General features: G+C 65.8%; 21 protein-coding genes. 16 read left to right on the forward strand and 5 right to left on the reverse strand.

Going from position 1 to position 19,943, the window contains the following annotated elements; translation table 11 throughout:
• The first annotated feature begins 595 nt into the window (after nucleotides 1–595).
• From WDC87_RS00150 to WDC87_RS00165, 4 genes are all read left to right on the forward strand, one after another.
• Complete coding sequence (locus tag WDC87_RS00150; protein WP_252744310.1) at nucleotides 596–1,423, forward strand: DUF932 domain-containing protein; 828 nt, start codon at nucleotides 596–598, stop codon at nucleotides 1,421–1,423.
• 79 nt (nucleotides 1,424–1,502) lie between these two features.
• Entirely contained in the window at nucleotides 1,503–3,551 is a 2,049-nt protein-coding gene (locus tag WDC87_RS00155) for a ParB/RepB/Spo0J family partition protein (RefSeq protein ID WP_301655282.1), read from the forward strand.
• A 62-nt stretch (nucleotides 3,552–3,613) separates the two neighbouring features.
• The gene (locus WDC87_RS00160) at nucleotides 3,614–3,823 is read left to right on the forward strand and encodes a hypothetical protein (protein WP_014646113.1); all 210 of its coding nucleotides are present in this window, start codon (nucleotides 3,614–3,616) and stop codon (nucleotides 3,821–3,823) included.
• Between the two features lie 761 nt (nucleotides 3,824–4,584).
• Nucleotides 4,585–4,899: a DUF736 domain-containing protein gene (locus WDC87_RS00165; RefSeq protein WP_014646114.1), complete on the forward strand. Its 315-nt coding sequence runs from the start codon at nucleotides 4,585–4,587 to the stop codon at nucleotides 4,897–4,899.
• A 71-nt stretch (nucleotides 4,900–4,970) separates the two neighbouring features.
• Here WDC87_RS00165 and WDC87_RS00170 read toward each other — a convergent pair whose 3' ends face one another.
• From WDC87_RS00170 to WDC87_RS00180, 3 genes are read right to left on the reverse strand one after another with little or no spacing between them, the layout of a single operon-like run.
• On the reverse strand, nucleotides 4,971–5,990 hold the full coding sequence (locus tag WDC87_RS00170) for a hypothetical protein (RefSeq protein WP_034010234.1): 1,020 nt from the start codon (nucleotides 5,988–5,990) through the stop codon (nucleotides 4,971–4,973).
• Complete coding sequence (locus WDC87_RS00175) at nucleotides 5,987–7,240, reverse strand: hypothetical protein (protein WP_034010257.1); 1,254 nt, start codon at nucleotides 7,238–7,240, stop codon at nucleotides 5,987–5,989. The genes WDC87_RS00170 and WDC87_RS00175 overlap by 4 nt, the downstream gene beginning before the upstream one ends.
• Nucleotides 7,233–7,565: a helix-turn-helix transcriptional regulator gene (locus tag WDC87_RS00180; protein WP_051007148.1), complete on the reverse strand. Its 333-nt coding sequence runs from the start codon at nucleotides 7,563–7,565 to the stop codon at nucleotides 7,233–7,235. Before WDC87_RS00180 ends, WDC87_RS00175 begins: the two co-directional genes overlap by 8 nt.
• A gap of 278 nt (nucleotides 7,566–7,843) precedes the next feature.
• Here WDC87_RS00180 and WDC87_RS00185 point away from each other — a divergent pair, with 278 nt between their 5' ends.
• The 9 genes from WDC87_RS00185 to WDC87_RS00225 all read left to right on the forward strand — a co-directional run bounded on the left by WDC87_RS00185 (nucleotide 7,844) and on the right by WDC87_RS00225 (nucleotide 15,290).
• Nucleotides 7,844–8,194 (forward strand): DUF2958 domain-containing protein, encoded by a 351-nt coding sequence (locus WDC87_RS00185; RefSeq protein ID WP_034010237.1) that lies wholly within the window; start codon nucleotides 7,844–7,846, stop codon nucleotides 8,192–8,194.
• Between the two features lie 336 nt (nucleotides 8,195–8,530).
• Nucleotides 8,531–9,328, forward strand: coding sequence for a DUF2285 domain-containing protein (locus WDC87_RS00190; protein ID WP_014646117.1), 798 nt, complete (start codon nucleotides 8,531–8,533; stop codon nucleotides 9,326–9,328).
• A 75-nt stretch (nucleotides 9,329–9,403) separates the two neighbouring features.
• Nucleotides 9,404–9,688 (forward strand): helix-turn-helix domain-containing protein, encoded by a 285-nt coding sequence (locus WDC87_RS00195; protein WP_014646118.1) that lies wholly within the window; start codon nucleotides 9,404–9,406, stop codon nucleotides 9,686–9,688.
• 26 nt (nucleotides 9,689–9,714) lie between these two features.
• Nucleotides 9,715–10,572, forward strand: coding sequence for a replication initiator protein A (locus WDC87_RS00200; protein WP_087948673.1), 858 nt, complete (start codon nucleotides 9,715–9,717; stop codon nucleotides 10,570–10,572).
• Nucleotides 10,573–10,813: 241 nt separating this feature from the next.
• Nucleotides 10,814–11,452 (forward strand): ParA family partition ATPase, encoded by a 639-nt coding sequence (gene parA, locus WDC87_RS00205; RefSeq protein WP_014646120.1) that lies wholly within the window; start codon nucleotides 10,814–10,816, stop codon nucleotides 11,450–11,452.
• On the forward strand, nucleotides 11,449–11,712 hold the full coding sequence (locus tag WDC87_RS00210; RefSeq protein WP_014646121.1) for a hypothetical protein: 264 nt from the start codon (nucleotides 11,449–11,451) through the stop codon (nucleotides 11,710–11,712). Before parA ends, WDC87_RS00210 begins: the two co-directional genes overlap by 4 nt.
• Nucleotides 11,709–12,263: a DUF2840 domain-containing protein gene (locus WDC87_RS00215; protein WP_014646122.1), complete on the forward strand. Its 555-nt coding sequence runs from the start codon at nucleotides 11,709–11,711 to the stop codon at nucleotides 12,261–12,263. The genes WDC87_RS00210 and WDC87_RS00215 overlap by 4 nt, the downstream gene beginning before the upstream one ends.
• A complete protein-coding gene (locus WDC87_RS00220) occupies nucleotides 12,260–12,859 on the forward strand; it encodes a S26 family signal peptidase (RefSeq protein ID WP_014646123.1) in 600 nt (199 codons plus the stop codon). Before WDC87_RS00215 ends, WDC87_RS00220 begins: the two co-directional genes overlap by 4 nt.
• A gap of 448 nt (nucleotides 12,860–13,307) precedes the next feature.
• The gene (locus tag WDC87_RS00225; protein ID WP_014646124.1) at nucleotides 13,308–15,290 is read left to right on the forward strand and encodes a relaxase/mobilization nuclease and DUF3363 domain-containing protein; all 1,983 of its coding nucleotides are present in this window, start codon (nucleotides 13,308–13,310) and stop codon (nucleotides 15,288–15,290) included.
• A 335-nt stretch (nucleotides 15,291–15,625) separates the two neighbouring features.
• Here WDC87_RS00225 and WDC87_RS00230 read toward each other — a convergent pair whose 3' ends face one another.
• A complete protein-coding gene (locus WDC87_RS00230; RefSeq protein ID WP_014646125.1) occupies nucleotides 15,626–16,513 on the reverse strand; it encodes a HAMP domain-containing sensor histidine kinase in 888 nt (295 codons plus the stop codon).
• A complete protein-coding gene (locus tag WDC87_RS00235) occupies nucleotides 16,510–17,199 on the reverse strand; it encodes a response regulator transcription factor (protein ID WP_014646126.1) in 690 nt (229 codons plus the stop codon). Before WDC87_RS00235 ends, WDC87_RS00230 begins: the two co-directional genes overlap by 4 nt.
• Before the next feature lie 132 nt (nucleotides 17,200–17,331).
• On the opposite strand from WDC87_RS00235, the gene WDC87_RS00240 reads away from it, so the two are divergent.
• The 3 genes from WDC87_RS00240 (at nucleotide 17,332) to WDC87_RS00250 (ending at nucleotide 19,943) form a co-directional block, all read left to right on the forward strand.
• A complete protein-coding gene (locus WDC87_RS00240; protein ID WP_014646127.1) occupies nucleotides 17,332–17,904 on the forward strand; it encodes a PE-PGRS family protein in 573 nt (190 codons plus the stop codon).
• 148 nt (nucleotides 17,905–18,052) lie between these two features.
• Nucleotides 18,053–18,478, forward strand: coding sequence for a hypothetical protein (locus tag WDC87_RS00245; RefSeq protein WP_014646128.1), 426 nt, complete (start codon nucleotides 18,053–18,055; stop codon nucleotides 18,476–18,478).
• 76 nt (nucleotides 18,479–18,554) lie between these two features.
• Entirely contained in the window at nucleotides 18,555–19,943 is a 1,389-nt protein-coding gene (locus WDC87_RS00250) for a DUF1800 domain-containing protein (RefSeq protein WP_014646129.1), read from the forward strand.

A 19,943-nucleotide genomic window follows, 5' to 3' on the forward strand; every position in this document is an offset into this window, starting at 1 on the left:
TCACAGCGTATTGAACCCTGCCGGATTTGTCGGTACCCGAGCGACTGTCGATGAACCGACTCTGAGGTACCCACGCAGGTGCAGTCCGGGCGTCCCCGGCCACCTGGGAGATGGCCGGTCGCGCTGTCGTGCGCGTAGCGCATCGAGCCGCCTGCAGCGTCTCGCCCCTGCAGGGCTTCCATCGTTCCCTCGCTCCGCTCGGCTGACGCCTCCGGCCCGGATTCCTCGATCCGGGCCTGCGCGCTTCGCTTGCCGTACGGTCGGCGTGTTGGGGGGCCATTGCCTTGTCCAGCCGTCTCCCCTGACTTCATCACCTTGTCCGCGACTGTAGCCCGCGCCCGTGTGCCGTCAAGGCGCGCAGGGCCGTGTCCTCGGCTGCGCCTGCGGGCCGCACCAACCCTGCGCTTGTTTCCTTGACGGTCCCCCGTCCGCGCGCTCCTGACCGTCGCGGGCGATGAACTCAGGAAAGACGGTGGCAACAGGGCCAACCGGGTTCCTCGTGCCGACCGCACCAAACAGCCGAAAGGCTGGGCTCCGAATCTAGGAATCCGGTGTGCGGTTTGAACAGCAAACCCTTTTCGTCAGGAGAAATGCAATGCAACTCGCATCCCGATTCGCTTCCCGTTCCCCGTCGCTGCGCAGCGACTACCCGCTGTCCGACGATCAAATCCGCAAGGTCGCGCCGTCCATCTTCGCGGACGCCCCGCACGAAAGCCGTTCCGAACGGTACGCCTACATCCCCACCGCCGCCGTGCTGGCAGAACTGCGCAAGGAAGGGTTTGAACCCTTTATGGCAGCGCAAACCCGCGTGCGCAACGACGACCGCCGCGACTACACCAAGCACATGCTGCGCCTGCGCCACGCCAGCCAGATCAACGGCGCGGAAGCCAATGAAATCGTGCTGTTGAACTCGCATGACGGCACGAGCAGCTATCAGATGCTGGCCGGAATGTTCCGGTTCGTGTGCAGCAATGGTCTTGTCTGCGGCGACACGGTGGCGGACGTGCGCGTGCCCCACAAAGGCGACGTGGCCGGTTCCATCATCGAAGGCGCTTACGAAGTGTTGAGAGGCTTCGACCGCGTGCAGGAATCCCGCGATTCCATGCGCGCCATCACCTTGAGCGATGGCGAATCCGAAGTGTTCGCCCGCGCCGCGCTGGCCCTCAAGTACGACGACCCCGACAAGCCCGCGCCCATCACGGAATCGCAAATCCTGATGCCGCGCCGCCACGACGACCGCCGCCCGGACTTGTGGAGCGTGTTCAACCGCACGCAAGAGAACCTGACCCAAGGCGGCCTGCGCGGGCGCAGCGCCAACGGACGCCGCCAGCAAACCCGCCCGGTGCAGGGCATCGACCAAAACATCCGCCTCAACCGTGCGCTTTGGCTGCTGGCCGATGGCATGCGCCAGTTGAAAGCCTGAATCCCCACGCGGCAGGGGCAGGCAGCAGCCCTTGCCGCTTCTCTCGCTGCTGCATCCCTAACCGCAAGGAGTTATCACCATGAACGCCGATACCCAAATCGAAACCCGCGCCATCGAAACCGCCGCGCCGCTGGAAGTGGCCGACCCGACCAAGAACCTGATTTTGGTTCCGCTCTCGCAGTTGCTGCCGCGCCGCTCCAAGCGCAACGCGCGGACGACCTCGCGCATGTCCATCCCCGAACTGGCCGCGAGCATTGCCCGCGTCGGCCCGCTGCAAAACCTCGTCGTCATCCTTGCCGCTGATGGCGAGCATTACGAAGTGGTGGCCGGCGACCGACGCCTGACCGCCTTGAAGCTGCTGGCGAAGAAGAAGCGCATCCCTGCCGACTACGAAGTGGCGTGCCTGCTGGTGCCCGACGCTTCGGCCCGTACCGTCAGCCTCGCGGAAAACCTGCTGCGCGAGCAGATGCACCCGGCCGACCAGTTCGAGGCGTTCGCCGCACTGGTCAAGGAAGGCCGCCCCATCGAAGACATTGCCGCCGACTTCGGCGTGACCCCGCTGGTGGTGCAGCGCCGTCTCAAACTCGCCAACGTCTCGCCGCGCCTGCTGGCCGACTACCGGGCCGGAGCCGTCACGCTGGAACAGTTGATGGCCCTGACCATCACCGACGACCACGCCGCACAGGAAAGCGCGTTCTACGGTGCGCCCGAATGGCAGCGTGGCGCGTCCGCGCTGCGCGAACGCCTGACCGAACGCGAAATCGACGCCACGCATCCGCTGGTGCGCTTCGCCGGGCTGGACGCCTACACGGCGGCGGGCGGCGGCATCCGCCGCGACCTGTTCGCGGAAGGCGATGCCGGAACCTACCTGACCGACGCCGCGCTGCTGGAAACGCTGGTGCGTGGCAAGCTGGATGCGCTGGCCGGGGACGTGCGCGCCGAGGGTTGGGCGTGGGTCGAAGCCGTGCCGCATATGAGCTACGCCGAGCGGCAGGCGTTCCAGAACGCGCCGCGCCAGCGCCGCGAACCGAACGCCCGCGAAGCCCGCCGCATCGCCTCGCTGCAAACCCGCCTCGACAAGATCTACGCCGAACTGGAAGAAGCCTACGACGCCGAGGACGAGGACAAGACCGAAGCGCTGGAACCGCGCCGCGAACAGGTTGCCGGGGAACTGCAAGCCGTGGAGGAAGCCTTGCAGGGCTACGCCCCGGATGTGCGCGCCGTGGCCGGTGCCATCGTCACCCTCGACCGCAGCGGCGAAGCCATGATTCATCGCGGGTTGCTGCGCGAGGCCGAAGCCAAGGCGTTGCGCACGCTGGAACGCTTGCGGCAGGGGTTCGGCAGCGCGGAAAGCGAAGCCGGGAACGACGACGAAGGCGAGGACGCCGAACAGCCCAAGGCCGCGAGCCTGTCCGACCGGCTGGCGCAGCGCTTGAGCGCGCACCGCACCGCCGCGCTGCAAATCGAAGTCGCCCGCCATCCGCAAGTCACGCTGGCCGCGCTGGTGCATGGCATGGTGCAGAGCGTCTTGCAGGACAACCACTACGGCCACGACTTGCCGCTGGGCGTGAGCCTGAAAGTGCAAGACCGGCTGGAAGGCATGGCCCCCGACTGGCCCGAGTCGCCCGCCGCCGTCGCCCTGCGCGAGTTGCAGCAGGTCGCGGGCGAAGCGCTGCCGCAGGACAGCGCCGAACTGTTCGCCGCGCTGCTGGCGATAGAGCAAGGCGAACTGGTGCGGCTGCTGGCGGTATGTGTGGCGGCGACCGTGGACGTGGTGACGCCTCGCGCCACGGCGCAGCAGCCGGGCGCGGAACTGGCGCAGGCTGTGGGGCTGGACATGGCCGCATGGTGGCAGCCCACCGCAGACGGGTATTTCCAGCATGTGCCGAAGGCCGCGATTCTGGAAGCCGTGGGCGATTTTGCACCGTCGCACGCTGCCCGGCTGACGAAGTTGAAGAAGGCCGACATTGCCAGCGAGGCGGAACGGCTGGCCGATGGTACGGGTTGGATGCCCACCATCTTCAAGGCCGAAGGCCCGGAAGCTGCGCCGGAGGAAACGCAGGCGCAGGACGCCCCGGAGGATGCCGAGGCAATGGCGGATGAACCCGCCGAGGCACTGGCCGCTTGACCCGCGCCGAAGGCAAGCGCCCCGGCCTCGACCGGGGCGCTTCGCTTGAAGGAGAAGCCCCCATGGCCCGCACCACCACCAGCCGCCCGCGCATGGCGGCGATCTATGCGCCCGGCGCAGTACGCGCCCGCCGCTGGCACGGCGAAGGCGACGTGCGCGGCTACCGCCCACCCTCGGGCTGGTCGGCCCGCGCCGACCTCACCGACATTCACCCCATCACGGGCCGCGCCTTGCCGCGTGCCATGTGGTGGATTATCGAAACCAAGGAATAACGAGCCGCACCGGCCCCAAGCCGTTCCGCCTTGGGGCCGGTGGTCGAAAATCCGGGCGCGGCGGTGGCCGCGCCCGGTTCCAGCGTCCAAAGCAAAATCGCCACGTCGCCGCCTTCGACCAGGCGGCGACGTGGCGGACGTGCAAGTGCCTTGCGCGCGGTACGGCGATCGGCGCCCGCTGGCGCGGGCAAGGTTTCGATGGCGCCCCGCCGCAATGGGCGGGGCTTGTGGGGCTACGCCCCGGCTTGCTGCGGCAGGTTGTGCCAAAGCGTGCCGTCCTCGACGCTGGCGGTTCGCGCCTGTACGTCACGAAGGACGGTTCACCGACAAGCCACCCGGCTTCGCTATGGCGCATCCACGCCACGCCTCAACCACGTCGTCGCAATCTGCGGCAAGAAGCGTTCTCGCCTGTCGTTGGGGTGTTGGCCTTGCCAGTGTCAGGGCGCAAGCCGGTGAAGCCGTCACGCGGGGATGCCGAGTCGGCCACGTCTCCATTCGGGAGCGGGCGGCCCGTGCGTCCTTGGCTTGTCGTGAATCCTGGCGGTGGCACGGCTGCGCCTTGGGCTTCATGGCCGCAACCTTCCAGCGAAAACAATTTCCCCTGCGCTGCGCGCATTCCTCGCGGGACAAATTCTTTTCGCTTCCAGGTTCTCCACGGTATTGCGACCGCTGCGCGGTGCGGCCAGCCCATCCCCCGCCGGCCGGATCACAACAAGGACGCACTGGCGCGACCTTGTTCAAACCGAAAGGAGAGAAACATCATGGCTAACATCGGCACCTTCACCGCAGAGAAAGACGGCTTCACCGGCCAGCTCCGCACCCTGACCCTCAACGTCAAGGTCAAGCTGGTTCCCAACGACAAGGGCGACAGCGAGAACGCCCCCGACTTCCACCTTCAGGCGGCCGGCCACGAGATCGGCGCGGCGTGGAAGAAGACCAGTGAGGCCGGGCGCGAGTACCTGTCCGTGAGCATAGACGACCCTTCGTTCCCGGCGACGGTCTATGCCCGCCTGATCGAGAACGAGGACGGCACGCACGACTTGATCTGGTCGCGCAGCAAGCCCAAGGCGGCCTGACGGCCGCCCACCGCGCCCCGCCCATTGCGGCGGGGCGCGGCATCTCTCAGTTCCAATCGCTCGCCTGAGCGTTAGGCGAGCGCAATCTTCCGATCTACGCCGCAAAAATCAGCGATCACCCCAACCACCGCCTGCGCCTGTGAAGGCAGTGCGGATGGCGTGGGAGCTTGGGGAGAGAAGGCTGCGGACTCTAACGCAAGTGCCACATCGAACGCCGCTGACCCCGTTAGGTTTCTGGCGAAGAACTCGGCCAACAGATCGGCTTTGACGTTACTAGCCTGTTGCTGAAGTTCCTGTTGCAGCGTATCAGCGAGACCAGGTTGAGCCGCAACGCCTTCCACTAGTGCTGCCGCCATGCGACCGACCTTCTCCGTGAAAGCCTGCCCTGATACGCCGTAGCGTATTCCACGCTCGATGATCTGACGGCGTTGCTCCTGATCCTCAGCAATGAATTCCCTGAGGATGAAGTCCATCGCGATCATGAAATGCGAGCATGAGGCATAGAAGAGTCTCCATGCCCGATTTCCGGAGGCGATTTGGGCCAGCAAATATTCGATGTCTTCAAGCCAGGCATTGCATCCGTCGAAGTTCAAGGAGTGAAGCAGGCGAGATTTGCTTTCTTCATACCTACCACGCCAGTCACCACTTAATCGACCTAGAGAGCCCGATTCAAGATCCGCAAGGAAATCTTCCTCGGTGATGCGCTCCTTGTGGCTGCGTGCGCTATTGGTTAATCGCGAAAGGAACTTACCATCCAATACCCGGACATTGTGTTGGAGGCCAAACTCGCGAACATCCGGCCTAGAATCCGTTGTCGCGACAATGCACGAGTCAAGACCTAGAACTGACTGTAGGCCCTTTGCCCAAAAAATGCGTTCAAGAGCCTGCGGTGTCTTCTTGTTCTTGATGTCGACGCAGATGCGTTCTCTGCTGAGAGGCGAATTGCGCGCGTATAGCCACAGATCGACATCCGTCACATCGAATCGATGGAATGTAAACTTGATGCCTCTGGCAACATAGTAGCCAATGCTTAGGAAATAATTCCGCAGTGCTTCCTCGGCGACAGAGCCCTTTAGTGGTTGGCTTTTCATCGCTTGAGCCCGCCGGTTCGAATTTCTTGGAGCAGGTTGCGCGCCTTCAGTTTCACTGCCTCTGTGGCATTTTTCCGCTGCACCTCTCGATTCAATTCCGGCGCGACGTATTCAGTGATACGTGCACCAGGAATATGCGAAACGCTCTCGGCCGTTATGTCGCCATCTTCGATTACGGCGAGCGCAAGTCGCCCCACTTCTGGCTTCAGGAGCCTCATGGTGAACATGCCGTTATCAGCAGGCGTCACAGCGACGACGCCTTTCAACTCAAGGGCTTGATAGTCGCTTCCAATGGCGGTGGCGGGACCGACGCTATGGCCTGCGATCAGCTTATTCATGAGTGCCGAGACCATCTGGATACGGCCGCGGTAGTAGCTGCTGACGGTCATCCCGTAGGTGAGCGAGGCTACCAGCGCCTTGGCTAAATCCAGCGCATCGTCCGCAATGGAGTTGCTGAATTTGGAGAATGCAGCCGGACGGGTAACGAAGTGGCTCTTGCCCTGATCATTGCCGACAACGCTGACATCGAACAGACCAATGGAGTGAAGACGTGCGAAAAGATCCTGCCCTAGAATCCTGTTAACCGTCTCCAATGGCAGGCAACCTGTTTCTTGAAGCTTCTGATTAACTTCTGTCAGAAGCGCAGCCTCGGGGGCTTTCAAGGTTGATAGAATTGCATTGACCTTCCGCGCATCATCGCGCCGGAACAGGTTGCCATTGAAAAGCAGTTTCTCTTGAGCCGAGATCGGCTCAGAGTCAAAGAAGCCGATGTTGGTCGCAAGATCCAACGTATCACCGACCTCCTTGCGTGAAAGCTTCAAGTGATCGGAAACGACCTCGGCGATAGCTTTGTCCGTCGTGGGCGTCTCGGAGGCAATCTCTGATACGAAGATTACGGCTTCTTCATGTGCCTCGTGGCTGCTTTCATCGAAAATTCTGGATGTGTGCTCAAGCACACTATGTCCAGTCAAGCCAAGGACTTCCACCCCCCCGTTGCCCGGCAGGATTAGTCTTTGCCGCGCGAGTTCGGCAACGATTGCAGGGAGTTCCGTTTTGGGGCTGATGTGGTTGGCACGTGCGAGTGCCTCTAGGCGTTGTTGCGTGACAACGCTTTGCCTTTCCGCAGAGATTGCGGATAACAACGTGCCACTTTTCCCAGCGAAGGCGATCGAGTCGAAATCTTGGTTCGTTGTTGCTTGAAGTTTTCTTGCGTGGTGCAACAGCCACGCGCCTTGGGTCTTCTTATCCATGAACATCCCGTTGCTCGATAGATAGCAGCTCTTGCTCTACTTGCTTAAGCACACGCCTTACCTTGTCCATGTCGTCGCCTGCATAGGCCAGCGTCAGCAACGTGAGCGGATGCACGTCCATGACCTCGCACAGCTCGGTCAGCTTGTGCATGGTCGGGCTTTTCAAGTCGCGCTCCAACGAACTCATGTAGGTACGGCTGGACACGTCGGAGAACGCTTCCTGGCTCAAGCCACGCGCCTTCCTGACCGTCCGTATGGCCGTCGCCAATGAGTGTTTCGCTGCCGCCAACTTGGTTTCCCCTAGAAAACCAAGATGACAGCCCATTGAACCCAATAGGGCTACAATCTATAGTGTTCATTTCTGCGAAGCAATCCGCTTCGTGTCTTTACGGGAATCCGCATGGACGGGTTCCAACAGAATCGGGGCGCCGCATCTGTGTCTTTCCTGGCCTGCGTAATTCCGCTTCTGCGTTTCCGTGCATGTACGGATTCGATGGCTTGCGCCTTCGTGCTTTCCCGCCAAAGCACGCATCCGCTTCAGCGGTTCCGCGCTTCGTTGGAAAATCGTATCCGTGCATCCTCGGATGCGTGGGGATTCGGGGGATGACCCAGCCGCTTGTCACCACTGAACAGCGAGCGCAACTGCTCGCCGTCGGCGCGTGCCGCGCCGACGGCCGGAGCATCGACCCTATGCCAGTGGTGCGACTGTTCACCCCTGACGCGCACGCCACCTGGCTGCTGGCCGCACTCGATCCGGCCGATGGCGATACGGCCTGGGGGCTGATCGACCTCGGAATAGGCATGCCCGGCCTGGGCCATGTGAAGCTGTCCGATCTGGCGTCCATCGTCGGGCCGCGCAAGCAGCCGGTGATGCGTGATCGCTACTTCCAGCCGGTGCGGCGGCTATCGGAGTACCTGCGGCTGGCCGAAGAAAACGGCTCGATCACCGACTGACCAACCCCCAGCAACAACAGCGCATTCTGACTATTTCAGTCTTACCCAAGACCTGCGCAGTCTGAATCCGCACTCTTGCACCGAAGCGGTGCGTTCTGTTGCAAACAGTCATGATCTTTGGTGCGGGCTGCTGCACGGTGCTCCATGCTGCGCGCCATTTTCGTGGCGGCCCAGCCGTCGCATTCAGACGATTTCCGCAATGCCCTGGAGCGAATCAGTCTTGACACCAGCAGTTACAGCTTATCCCGATTTCGATGACGACTTGATGGCGACTCGATAGCTCCCGCACGGCGGAATCCGTGGCGACGTTCCTGCTGAATGACAGGAGGCTGCGTCATGGCTGACCCGAGCGCCGAACACTGGTATCCGACCGCCGCGTATCTCTACACGCTGCACCTCGACGGCCCCGCGCTGGCGTGGGAATACCTGCGTCGCCACCCCGACTACCGCCGCGACTGGCTGCGCCGGCGCCGCCGGCCAGAGGCCGCCGCGCGCTGGGGATTGCGCCTGCTGGAAGATCCCGCCCTGGATGCGCGCGACGCGCATCCGGCTTGGTTCCCTGACCACGATGCTGTCGTGCAACTCTATCCCGATGCCGACCCGCCACCCGATGCGGTGGCCTTCGCGTTCTGGCGCATTCCCGGCCAGAAACGCCTGGTCCACGATGGCAAGCGCCTGGTGCTGCTGACACGATGGCCGGGCTGCTGCCTGCGGCTGGTGATCGCTCCCGGCTTGGCCGACGGTATGGCCTACGCCTATGCCATTCGCGCCTGCGGCGCATCCTGCGGGCGCTATCAGGCACTGGCGGCTGAGCTGGACAAGCTGGCCATCGCTGGCGACACCTTACCCGCGGGAACGGCACGGCCACGGCCGACACTCGCCACATTGCTGGAGTTGAACACGCTCCAGGCGCTCGACGGCACCCTGGCGGGCGCATCCTTGCGCGAAGTGGCCGAAGGACTGTTCGGTGCCGATGCAGTCGCAGACGACTGGTACGCCGATAGCGCCTTGCGCGCCCGCGTGCGGCGACTGGTGCGCCGGGGCGATGCGCTGATGCGCGGCGGCTACCGCCGCCTTGCACAGCTTCCGCCCGTTGCACAGGGACGCGCTGCATCCCATGCAAAACGTCCCTGAGCAGGAAGCCTTGCTTTCTTGAAAGTGCCTCTATCCGGCTGCGTGGTGTGGCCGGGCTTGATGGAGGTACATCCCATGCGACCCGCTCCCTTGCGGCCTGCCGCCACTGCTGTCGCTGCGCCCGTGCAGCCCCAACGCTACCTGACCAACGACGAAGCCGCCGAATACTTGCGGCTGTCGCCGCGCACGCTGGAGAAACAGCGCGTGATCGGCGGCGGCCCGAAGTTCCGCAAGTTCGGCCGCCGCGTCATGTACGCGGTGGCCGACCTCGATGCCTGGGCCGACCAGCGCAGCTACGAGGCCACGTCCGACCCGGAATATGCCGAGCGTCACGCGGGCGACTACCGTGATGGCCGCTGATCGTCGGCTCGCCGGTGGCCATCGTCATGTCCAGCCCATCGCTGCCGTCGAGGCAGCGATCGCAGCAGCGGGAACAGCTCGACCTGTTCCGCGCGCTGCCGGGCGACGGCATGGCGCCGCGCGACAGCCAGGACTTGATGGCCTTTCCGTTCTTCTCGCTGGCGAAGTCGCGGCGCACGGCGCCGATCGACTTCCGCAGCGGGAACATCACCATCCGCGTGGAAGGCACGGCCGAGCACGGCATCGCCACGATATGGGATGCCGACGTTTTGATTTGGGCGGCCTCGCAGATCGTGGAGGCGCGCGACGCAGGCATTCGCCCGTCGCGCTGGATACACGCCACGCCCTACGAAATCCTGCGCTTCATCGGGCGCGGCACGTCCCTCAACGACTACAAGCGCCTGAAAGCCGCGCTCGACCGGCTGCAATCGACCAGCGTGGCCACGTCCATCCGCGAAACCACCGGGCGGCGCTTGCATCGCTTTTCGTGGGTGAACGAATGGCGCGAGCTGGCCGACGCCAGCGGCACGCCGCTGGGCATCGAACTGATCCTGCCGGACTGGTTCTATGCCGGCGTACTCGACGCCGCCCTGGTACTGACCATCGACCCGGCCTATTTCCGCTTGAAGGGCGGTATCGAACGCTGGCTGTACCGCCTGGTGCGCAAGCACGGCGGGCGGCAGGAACACGGCTGGCAATTCGACTTCCGGCACCTGCACCGGAAGTCCGGCAGCGCGGCGCGCTTCTCGGACTTCGCCTACGACCTGCGCGTGCTGGTCGCGCGGCAGTCGCTGCCCGGCTACGTCCTGGGCATCGAGCCGATGCCGGGCGAAAGGCTGGAACTGCTGACCTTCCGGCCCGTGCCGTTCACGGCACGGGGATAACTGAGGGAAAAGGTGTGGACGGCCTCGTGCTATCAGGAGTACAGGGTATCGTGCTATCGGGAGTACGCCTATCGTGCTATCAGGAGTACGAAAACGCCGCAAAGCCAGTAACGGCGCGGGTTTTCGCCCCCTCTAACTTACCTAACTATAAATCTCTAACTTTTAGTAGAAGCGCGCCGTTTCGGTGGACAACCGCAAAACGGCACGGCCAGGCCGGCTTTCCAGCAGGGAGGGCCGCGCCATGATCTTCGCGTTTCTCAATCAAAAAGGCGGCGTCGGCAAGACCACACTCGCCACCCACATCGCCGGCGAGCTGGCGATGCGCGGTCTGCACGTCATCCTGCTGGACGCCGACCCGCAGGGTTCGTCGCTGGACTGGACGCAGCGCAGAAGCCAGCAGGGCTTGCCACGGCTGTTCAGCGCCGTGGGCCTCGCCCGCGAAACGCTGCATCAGGAAGCGCCGGAGCTGGCCCGCCGCGCCGATCACATCATCATCGACGGCCCGCCGCGCATCGCCGCCCTGGCGCGTTCCGCGCTGCTGGCGGCCGAGCGCGTGCTGATTCCCGTGCAGCCCAGCCCGTATGACCTTTGGGCCAGCGCCGAGATGGTGGCGCTGATCCGCGAGGCACAGGTGTTCCGGCCTGCGCTGCGCGCGGCCTTTGTCATCAACCGGCGTGTCAGTACCACCATCATCGGCAGGGAAGCACGGCAATCGTTGGCCGAACAGCCGCTGCCGGCACTGCGCAGCGAAGTGCGCCAGCGCATCGTCTTCGCCGACAGCGTGGCCGCTGGCCGGCTCGCCCGCGAAATCGCGCCCGACAGCGCCGCCGCACGCGAGATCGCCGCGCTCACCGATGAACTGCTGCGGTGGCCGACATGAGCGGCCCGCGCAGCAAGCGCGTCGGCATCGGCGCACGTCCGCCCGCGAATCCGCACGCCGAGGCGTGGATTCGCCAGGGCGATGCCGATGCACTCAACAAAGGCGACCTCTACACCGCACGCCTCACGCTCGACGTGACGCCCGCGCTGCGCGCACGCATCAAGATCGCCGCCTTCGGCCAGGGCGTGACCGTAGCCGAACTGCTGCGCGGTCTGCTGGAACGGGAGTTTCCCGAGAACCGCATGGAGAGCACGCCATGAACGCATCCCTCGCGACCGCCGCGACCGCCGCGAACGCGGCCACGGCTACGCCGCCGCATTCGCTTCCAACACTCGCCGGCCGACCCGGCAACGTGCCGATGACCCGCGTATCGCTCGCCTACATCGAGCCGCGCTTCAAGCTCTATCTGCGCTTCGGCGAACCTGCGCGCACGCTGCGGCTCGACCGCTGGCGGCGCTGTGCGGTGTTCCTGCCGCGCATGGTGTTCTGCCGTATCCGCTGGCAAGCCAACGACTACGGCACGATCCGCTGGCAGCTCATGGTGATGCAAGCCGCCACGCCGCTGGACGACATGCAGCGTATCCCTGGCGTGCGGCCAGGCGCACGCCTGCTGCTGCACGCCGAAGGCGAAAACGCGGTGCGTGCCGTGCTGGAACGCATCGACGGCATCGAAGGGCAAGGCATCGCCGCCATCGACGTGTCGCCCGCGTACTGGCGCACGCTGGGCAACCGCCTGGCGGCCCGCCTGGCGCTGCCCGAATACACCGCCGAGCGGCACGCCGCCTGGCTGGCCGGAAAGGCGCTGCCATGACGACCCAATCCAACACCACATGCACGCACGAAGTCGCGCCGCATCCTCGCTCGCGCCTGCGCGTTCGCATCGTGCTGGCGGGCTTCGCTGCCGTCGGCCTCGCTGCGCTGGCCTGGGCGGCTTTCGTGTCGCCGCTGCCGCGTCTGACCTACAACCCGTCCGACAGCGTGGCGATCGGCTGGTATCGCATCGAACCGTTCGACCCGCGCACCGCCTCGCTGCCACGTCCGTTGTCCGTGGACAGCATCGTGCTGGTGCCGCTGCCCGACAGGGCCGCCATGCTGGCTGCGCAGCGCGGCTACCTGCCGACCCGCGTTCCGCTGCTCAAACGTGTGGGCGCAGTCGCGCCGCAACACGTTTGCATCGTCGCCGGGCAGCTACGCATCGACGGCGTGCCTGCGGCCGCTGCGCTGCCTGCCGACCGGCTGGGCCGGCCGCTGCCATCCTTGCAGCTTTGCCGCCGCCTCGAACCGGGCGAGCTGTTCCTGTTGAGCGTGACCAATCCGGCGTCGTTCGACAGCCGCTATTTCGGCCCGGTCAGCGCATCCGCCGTGATCGGCGTCGCGCACCCGGTCTGGCTGAAGACACGCCCATGATGGCCGCCGATTCACTGCACGTTGCCGTGCCTCTCATCGTGCCATCGGGCATGCCGTTCCGGCTGCCGCCGCCGTGTCGTCGCGCGTGCAGCGCGGGCGCATTCGCGCCGCGCTTCGCGCAACATCCGGCGCAGCCGTCCAGCGTGCAGGCGTCTTGCCTCGAACGCGCCCGGCCTGCGGCCATTGGCGCGTTCGCCGGCGGGCTGGCTGCAAGCAGCGCAGCGCCGCCGGGCCGCCGACGCCCGGAGCGACAGCGAGGGGCAAAGGCGGAAGGCAAGACAAAAGGACGTGGCACCGGGCCGCGTCGAAAGCCAGTCTGCACATGGGGGTGGCGCGGCACGGAGCGGCTTCGCCGCCGTGCCGCGTTCGGCGCGAAGGTCGCGCCAATGCGGGCATGTCCGCGTGCTTCGCACGACCGGACACGCCAGAGCTTGCAGGGAGAACGGCCATGACCGACCGCCGCGACGACGATTTCCGCGTGCGCCCCAGCGCCCCGAAGAACCGGGGTAAGGGCCAGGGGCAGAGCTTCGTTTCCAAGGTGCTCAAGCAGGCCGGAAAAGCCAGCAGCGGCAAGTCGGCGGTGCGCCGTCCTGGGGCGGCTGCCACCGGCCAGCGTCCCGGCTCACGCCTGGGGCGCGGCCATACGGCGGCGCGCTTCGCCGGCGCGAAGCTGACGCCCATGTCGCGGCGCGTGACCATCAAAACCTTGCTGGTCAATCACCAACGGGCCAGCCCACAGTCGCTCGCCAAGCACCTGCGCTACATCGAGCGCGACGGCGCGGGTCGCGATGGCGAACCGGGCCGGGCCTACGGGCCACAGGCCGACGAAGCTGACCTCGATGCCTTCAAGGAACGCTGCGCCGATGACCGCCACCATTTCCGCTTCATCGTCTCGCCGGAGGACGGGGCCGAACTGGACGACCTGCGCACCTACACCCGGCATCTGGTGGATCGCATGGAAGCCGACCTGGGCACGCGGCTGGATTGGGTGGCGGTCGATCACTGGAACACCGACAACCCGCACACCCACCTGATCGTGCGCGGGCGCGACGACACCGGCAAAGACCTCATCATCGCGGGCGACTACATCGCCGATGGCTTCCGCCACCGCGCCGCCGAGCTGGCGACCGAATGGCTGGGGCCGCGCACCGAGCTGGAGATCCAGCAGACCTTGGGGCGCGAGGTGGAACAGGAGCGGTGGACGAGCCTGGATCGCACCTTGAAGCGCGAGGCCAGCGACGATGGCCTGGTGCATGTCGAACGGCTCAACGAACCCCGCTTGCAGCGCCAGCGCCTGCTGCTGATCGGCCGCCTGCAGCGCTTGCAGCGCCTGGGCTTGGCCGACGAGGCGCAGCCGGGCTCCTGGGCCATCCATACCGATGCCGAGAAGACCTTGCGCGCCCTGGGCGAGCGTGGCGACATCATCCGCACGATGCAGCGCGCCATGAGCGGACAGCCGCGCGAGCTGGCGGTGTTCGAGCCGGGCGATGACGGCCGCACCATCTTCGGCCGCGTAGCAGCCAAGGGGCTGGCCGACGAACTGCACGACCGCGGCTATCTGGTCATCGACGGCGTGGACGGCAAGGCCCACTACGTCGCGCTGAACGCCCGCGACGAGCTGGCGAACTATCCGACCGGCGCCGTGGTGGAGGTGAAGGGATCGGCCGACGTGCGCGCCGCCGACAGGAACATCGCCGCGCTGGCGAGCGATGGGCTGTATCGCACCGATCATCACCTGGCGATTGAGCAAGGCCGAGCCAAGCCCGGTCGTGACCCGCAGGAAGTCGTTGCGGCCCATGTCCGCCGACTGGAAGCCCTGCGCCGGGCCGGCATCGTGGAGCGCGTGGCCGACGGGCTATGGAAGGTGCCGGACGACCTGGCCGAGCGTGGCCGCCGCTACGACGCGCAGCGCCTGGGCGGTGTGGCGGTGGAGCTGAAATCGCACCTACCCATCGAGCGGCAGGCCCGCGTCATCGGCGCCACTTGGCTGGATCAGCAGTTGATTAACGGCGGCCGAGGCTTGGGCGACCTGGGCTTTGGTGGCGAGGCCAAGCAGGCGATGCAGCAGCGTGCCGACTTCCTGGCCGAACGGGGGCTGGCCGAGAAGCGCGGCCAGCGCGTGATCCTCACCCGGAATCTGTTGGCTACGCTGCGCAATCGGGAATTGGCGCAAGCCACGAAAGACATTGCCGCCGACACCGGACTGGAGCATAGGCCCATCGCCGACGGTCAGCGCGTGGCCGGCATCTACCGTCGCTCGGTCATGCTCGCCAGCGGTCGCTACGCGATGCTCGATGATGGCATGGGGTTCAGCCTGGTACCGTGGCGGCCGGTGATCGAACAGCGGCTGGGGCAGCAACTCGCCGCGACGGTGCGCGGTGGCGGGGTGTCCTGGGAGTTTGGGCCTCAGCGCTGGCCTGGCATCGGATAGAACTGTTGCTCATAAGCAAAGCCCCACCAACCGCCTTGAAAAGCGCCACCGCATCCTGCGGCCAATGCACCTGTGAGCGCGGTATGCTCGACTTCTCTATCGGCGGGTCTCGTTCGCTCACTATTCCCAATACCTGTCCGCGCTCCTTGCCCTGCCAGACCTTCTGGCGATCGACGGTACTCGCATCAGGTAGGTAATTGGGTCACAGGCTGGCGTAAATAGTGCCGCGGCGTGACCCTGAACCATTGCGCTTCCGTCCTAGCTGCGCCCGGCTTTCGAGTTGAATCTGTCATTGGAGTTATGAAGGGTGGGCGGACAAGCCTGCAGGATGAATTTCATTGATTCATGGGGACGCGAACACGGACGTAAGTGCCTCGGCCCGGCTGGCTGTCCAGATCAACCGAGCCGCCGTGCTTCGACACCGCCGCCTGGACGATGGCCAGCCCGAGCCCGCTGCCCGGTTTCCCGACCGACGTACTGCCGCGGTAGTGGCGCTCGAAGGCCAGGATGCGGTCTTCCTCGTCCATGCCGGGGCCGTGGTCGCCGACCTGGATCAGGACCATGCCGTTGTCTGCGGTCGCCCGCAGGTCGATGGGCGATCCGGGAGCGTACTTGCGCGCATTGTCCAGCAGGTTGCGGATGATCTCGCGCAGCATGGTCGGGTCCATGCAAACACGAAGTCCGGGAGCCGCCTGTACGGCGATCACGCGATCCGGTTCCAGTTGCCTGACCTCGGCCGCGAGTTCTTCCAGCGTCGGCACGAGCGCGATCCATTCGTTCGATGGGCGACGCATGACATCCAGCCGGGCCAGCAGCAACACGTCGGCGACCAGGGCGCTCATCCTTTTGACCTCCTGCTGCAGGCCATCGAGCTGGGTATAGGCGCTGGTATCGCCAGGGCGGATGGCGTGCCGCAGGTTGTCGAGCGAGGCGGACATCACCGCCAATGGCGTTCGCAACTCGTGCCCGGCCTCGGCCAGATGGCTTCGCAACCTTGACTCCTTTGCCTGGGCGTCGCGTGCGACCGTGGCCTGGGCCAGTTGCGCGATCAGGTATCCGACCAGCGCCGACAGCACCAGGCTGATGGCCGACACTGCCCAATAGCGCTTCAGCACGCCCGGACCCACGCGCGGATAGACCAGCAAGGCCATCAGCAGGATCGCCAACGCCAGCACGCAGCACACCGCGGCCGAAATCCAAGCCGTTCGCGTGGAGCGCTTCATCCGATTTTCTCCTCGATGCGCAGTGTGTAGCCCACGCCGCGCACGGTCTGGACCAGACGCGGGCTTCCATCGGCCTCCAGCTTCGCACGCAGCAAGGACACGAATCGATCCACCGTTTCCGTACCGACTTCGGCGTCCACTCCCCAGACCGACTCCAGCAACTGGCTCTTGCGGAAGACCCGCCCCTGCTCGCGCATCAGGCCGACCAGCAGATCGAACTCACGCGCGGACAGGGCCAATGGCGAATCCGACTTCCATGCGCGGCGCCTGAGTGGATCGACACGCAGATCCGCATACGCCAGCAGGTCGCTCGATCCCGCTCCGCGCCGAAGGTGCGCCACCAGCCGCGCCTTGAGTTCGTCCATGGCAAAGGGCTTGGTGAGGTAATCGTCGGCCCCGCCCTCCAGCGCCACGATCTTGTCCCCCAGTTCGGTGCTTGCCGTGAGCATCAGGACCGGCACCTGTGTGCGTTTGCGGATGAGCGGGAGAAGCGCCAGGCCATCGATGTCGGGCATGGCCAGGTCCAGCACGATGGCGTCCGGGCGGCGCTGTGCGATGCGCGCCAACGCCTCCCGACCGTTGGCGGCCGTGTCGACCTCGAACCCGCGCAAGCGCAGTGCGACTTCCACGGCGCGGCGCAGGTTGGGTTCGTCGTCGACGACCAGGATGCGGGGGCTCTGCTGCATGGGGTGCCTCTGCGGTGCCGGCTAAACCTAAACCAACCAGCCGCAGCGCATCCAGCCGGCTTTCCGGATTCCTTCCGATATCGCTCTCGAGACTGGCGGTGTCCGATCCGGGACAGTCATGGAGATACGACGATGAAGAAGCAGAATACGGTGATCCTGATGCTGGTTTTGGCCGTTCCACCGGCGTGGGCCGCCCAGGATACCGGCGTCAGCGGCAACGGGATGGCGGCAGGCCAAGGCTCGGCGAATGGACAAGGCCTCGCTGTCGGCCAAGGGGAGGCCAGCGGGACCGGCACGGTCTACTACCGCGGCGAAGATGGACTTATCCATCGCAAATCGGGTACCGGAACCGTGGATGGCCGTGGCGTCGCGGTGGGCGCAGGCGAGGTGGACGGAAAGGCACTGGTCGCCGGCCATGGGCGGGTCGAAGGGGATGGCGCCGTCCGGCCCACGCATGGGAACACCCCTGTCAGCGGTGCCATCGGAAGCGGCACGGCCACGGGAACAGGGGCGGCCATCGGCAAAGGTCAGGCCAGCGGAACGGGGACGGTGTATTACCGGGGCGAAGATGGCCGGATCCACCGCAAATCGGGCACCGGTTCGGTGGCCGGACGGGGCGTGGCCATCGGAGATGGTTCCGTCAAGGGCAAGGCCGCCGTACGAGGCAAAGGCCAGGCCCATGGCTATGGCATCAAGCGGCCTTGATAGCCAGACGCGCGGCGCCCCGGTCGTCTGACTGGGGCGATCACGTAGCTGGCTGTTACCCAAATGTGATCACTTGACACGTCAGCGCGGCATCCAGCAAGGCGTTGTCCCTGGCGTGTCTTCCACATCGAGCAAGAAGGAGCATGCAATGCACACTGCCATTCGCTGGATCGCCCCGATGCTGCTCTCCACACTGGCCGTTACCGGCTGTGCTGCCGCCCAGCACCGGGATTGGGACAACAATCCGCCCGGCCCCGCCGGCGGCCCCGGCACCAACTGGGAAAACCCGCCGGGCTGGCGTGGCGGTCCGGGCGCTTCGCCCAACCAGCGTTTCTACCGGCGCGACGGCGTGCGTTACGAGTTCAAGCTCGTCAGCGGCGGTTATTACTACAGCCCGCGCTGGGGCTATTGGCATCCGCGATACGGCTTGTGGAACCAGGGCCGCCGCTGCTGGATGGATATCGACAACAACCCGCCAGGTCCGGCCGGTGGCCGGGGCACCAACTGGGAAAACCCGCCGGGCTGGCGCGGCGGGCCGGGGGCATCGCCGGATCGGTTCGACCGTTGCCGTTGAACGTGCGTCCCGGACCCGCTTGTCGGACGCCACCTCGAACGATGTCTCATCACATGAGCACTGAAGGTCGTCACGCATGAACCGTCAGCACGCTGTCAGCGCGGCCAATCGTTTTGGCCTGGGCGCCCGGCCCGGTGAGATCGATTCGATCACCGACCCGCAGGAATGGCTCCTGGCGCAGTTGCGAATGCCGGCTTCGGAGCCGGCGTTGGCCGAATTGCCCGGCAGCCTGGAATATCTGCGCCAGGACATTGCCCTGCGGCAAACCCGGCGCGAATCCAGGCAACGCGGCCCGGCCGGGGGCGCGATGCCGCTGGCCAGGCGCCAGCGGCAGGCGCAATTGCATGAACTGCTGCTGCGCCACCAGGTTGCCGTGGCCAGCCCGACCAGCTTCAGGGAGCGCATGGTGCGGTTCTGGTCGAACCATTTCGCCGTGTCCGTGGACAAGCGCGTGGCGGCGCCCTATGCCGCGCCGATGGAGCGCGAAGCGATCCGCCCGCACGTGCTGGGGCGATTCGCCGACATGCTGCTGGCGGTGGAAACCCATCCGGCGATGCTGCGATTCCTGGACAACACGCGATCGGCCGGGGCGGACTCGAAACTGGCAGTCCGCGCACATCGGCGGAATCCGGAGCGGGAACTCGGGCTCAACGAGAACCTGGCCCGCGAGATCCTCGAACTGCACACGCTGGGGGTGCAAGGCGGGTATTCGCAGGCGGACGTGACCGAGCTGGCCAAGGCCATCACCGGATGGAGCGTGCCGGCGCCGCAGGACTTCGAGCGCGGCGCGCCGGTGCGTGCCTTCATGTTCCGCGCCAACGCCCATGAAGGCGGATCGCGCGTGGTGATGGGCAAGCGCTACGCCGAGGACGGACTGGCGCAGGGCCAGGCCGTCCTGGCCGATCTTGCGGTCCATCCCGCCACCGCACGGCACGTGTCGTGGAAGATCGCCCGCCACCTGGTCAGCGACGAGCCGCCGCAGGCGCTGGTGGAGGCGATGGCAAGAACCTGGCTCGCTTCCGGCGGCGACCTGGCGCAGGTATATGCCGCGTTGATCCGCCATCCGGCCGCCTGGGGCGAGTCGGCACGCAAGTTCAAGACGCCCGACGACTATCTGCTGTCGGCTGTGCGCGCCGGCGGCGTGCTGGACAGCTCCCGCCCGCAGGCCCTGTACACCTTGCTGGACAGGATGGGACAACCGCCGTTCACCCCGCGCTCGCCCGCCGGCTTCGCCGACGAGGCCGCACAGTGGAGCGGTCCGGATGCGCTCTGGAAGCGGATCCAGAGTGCGCAGGCGCTGGCCGAGGCCGTACCGGAGGATCGGCTCGATCCGGAAGGTACCGCCCGCGCCATCTTCGCCGACACGCTGGACGAAGAAACGCGGTCCGCCCTGCGCCGGGCCGAGTCGCCGCGTGACGGCCTCGCCCTCCTGTTCGCCAGCCCCGCCTTCCAGTGGAGGATCTGA

The organism is Stenotrophomonas maltophilia group sp. Smal12 (genome assembly GCF_037079935.1).
Lineage (GTDB): Bacteria > Pseudomonadota > Gammaproteobacteria > Xanthomonadales > Xanthomonadaceae > Stenotrophomonas > Stenotrophomonas sepilia.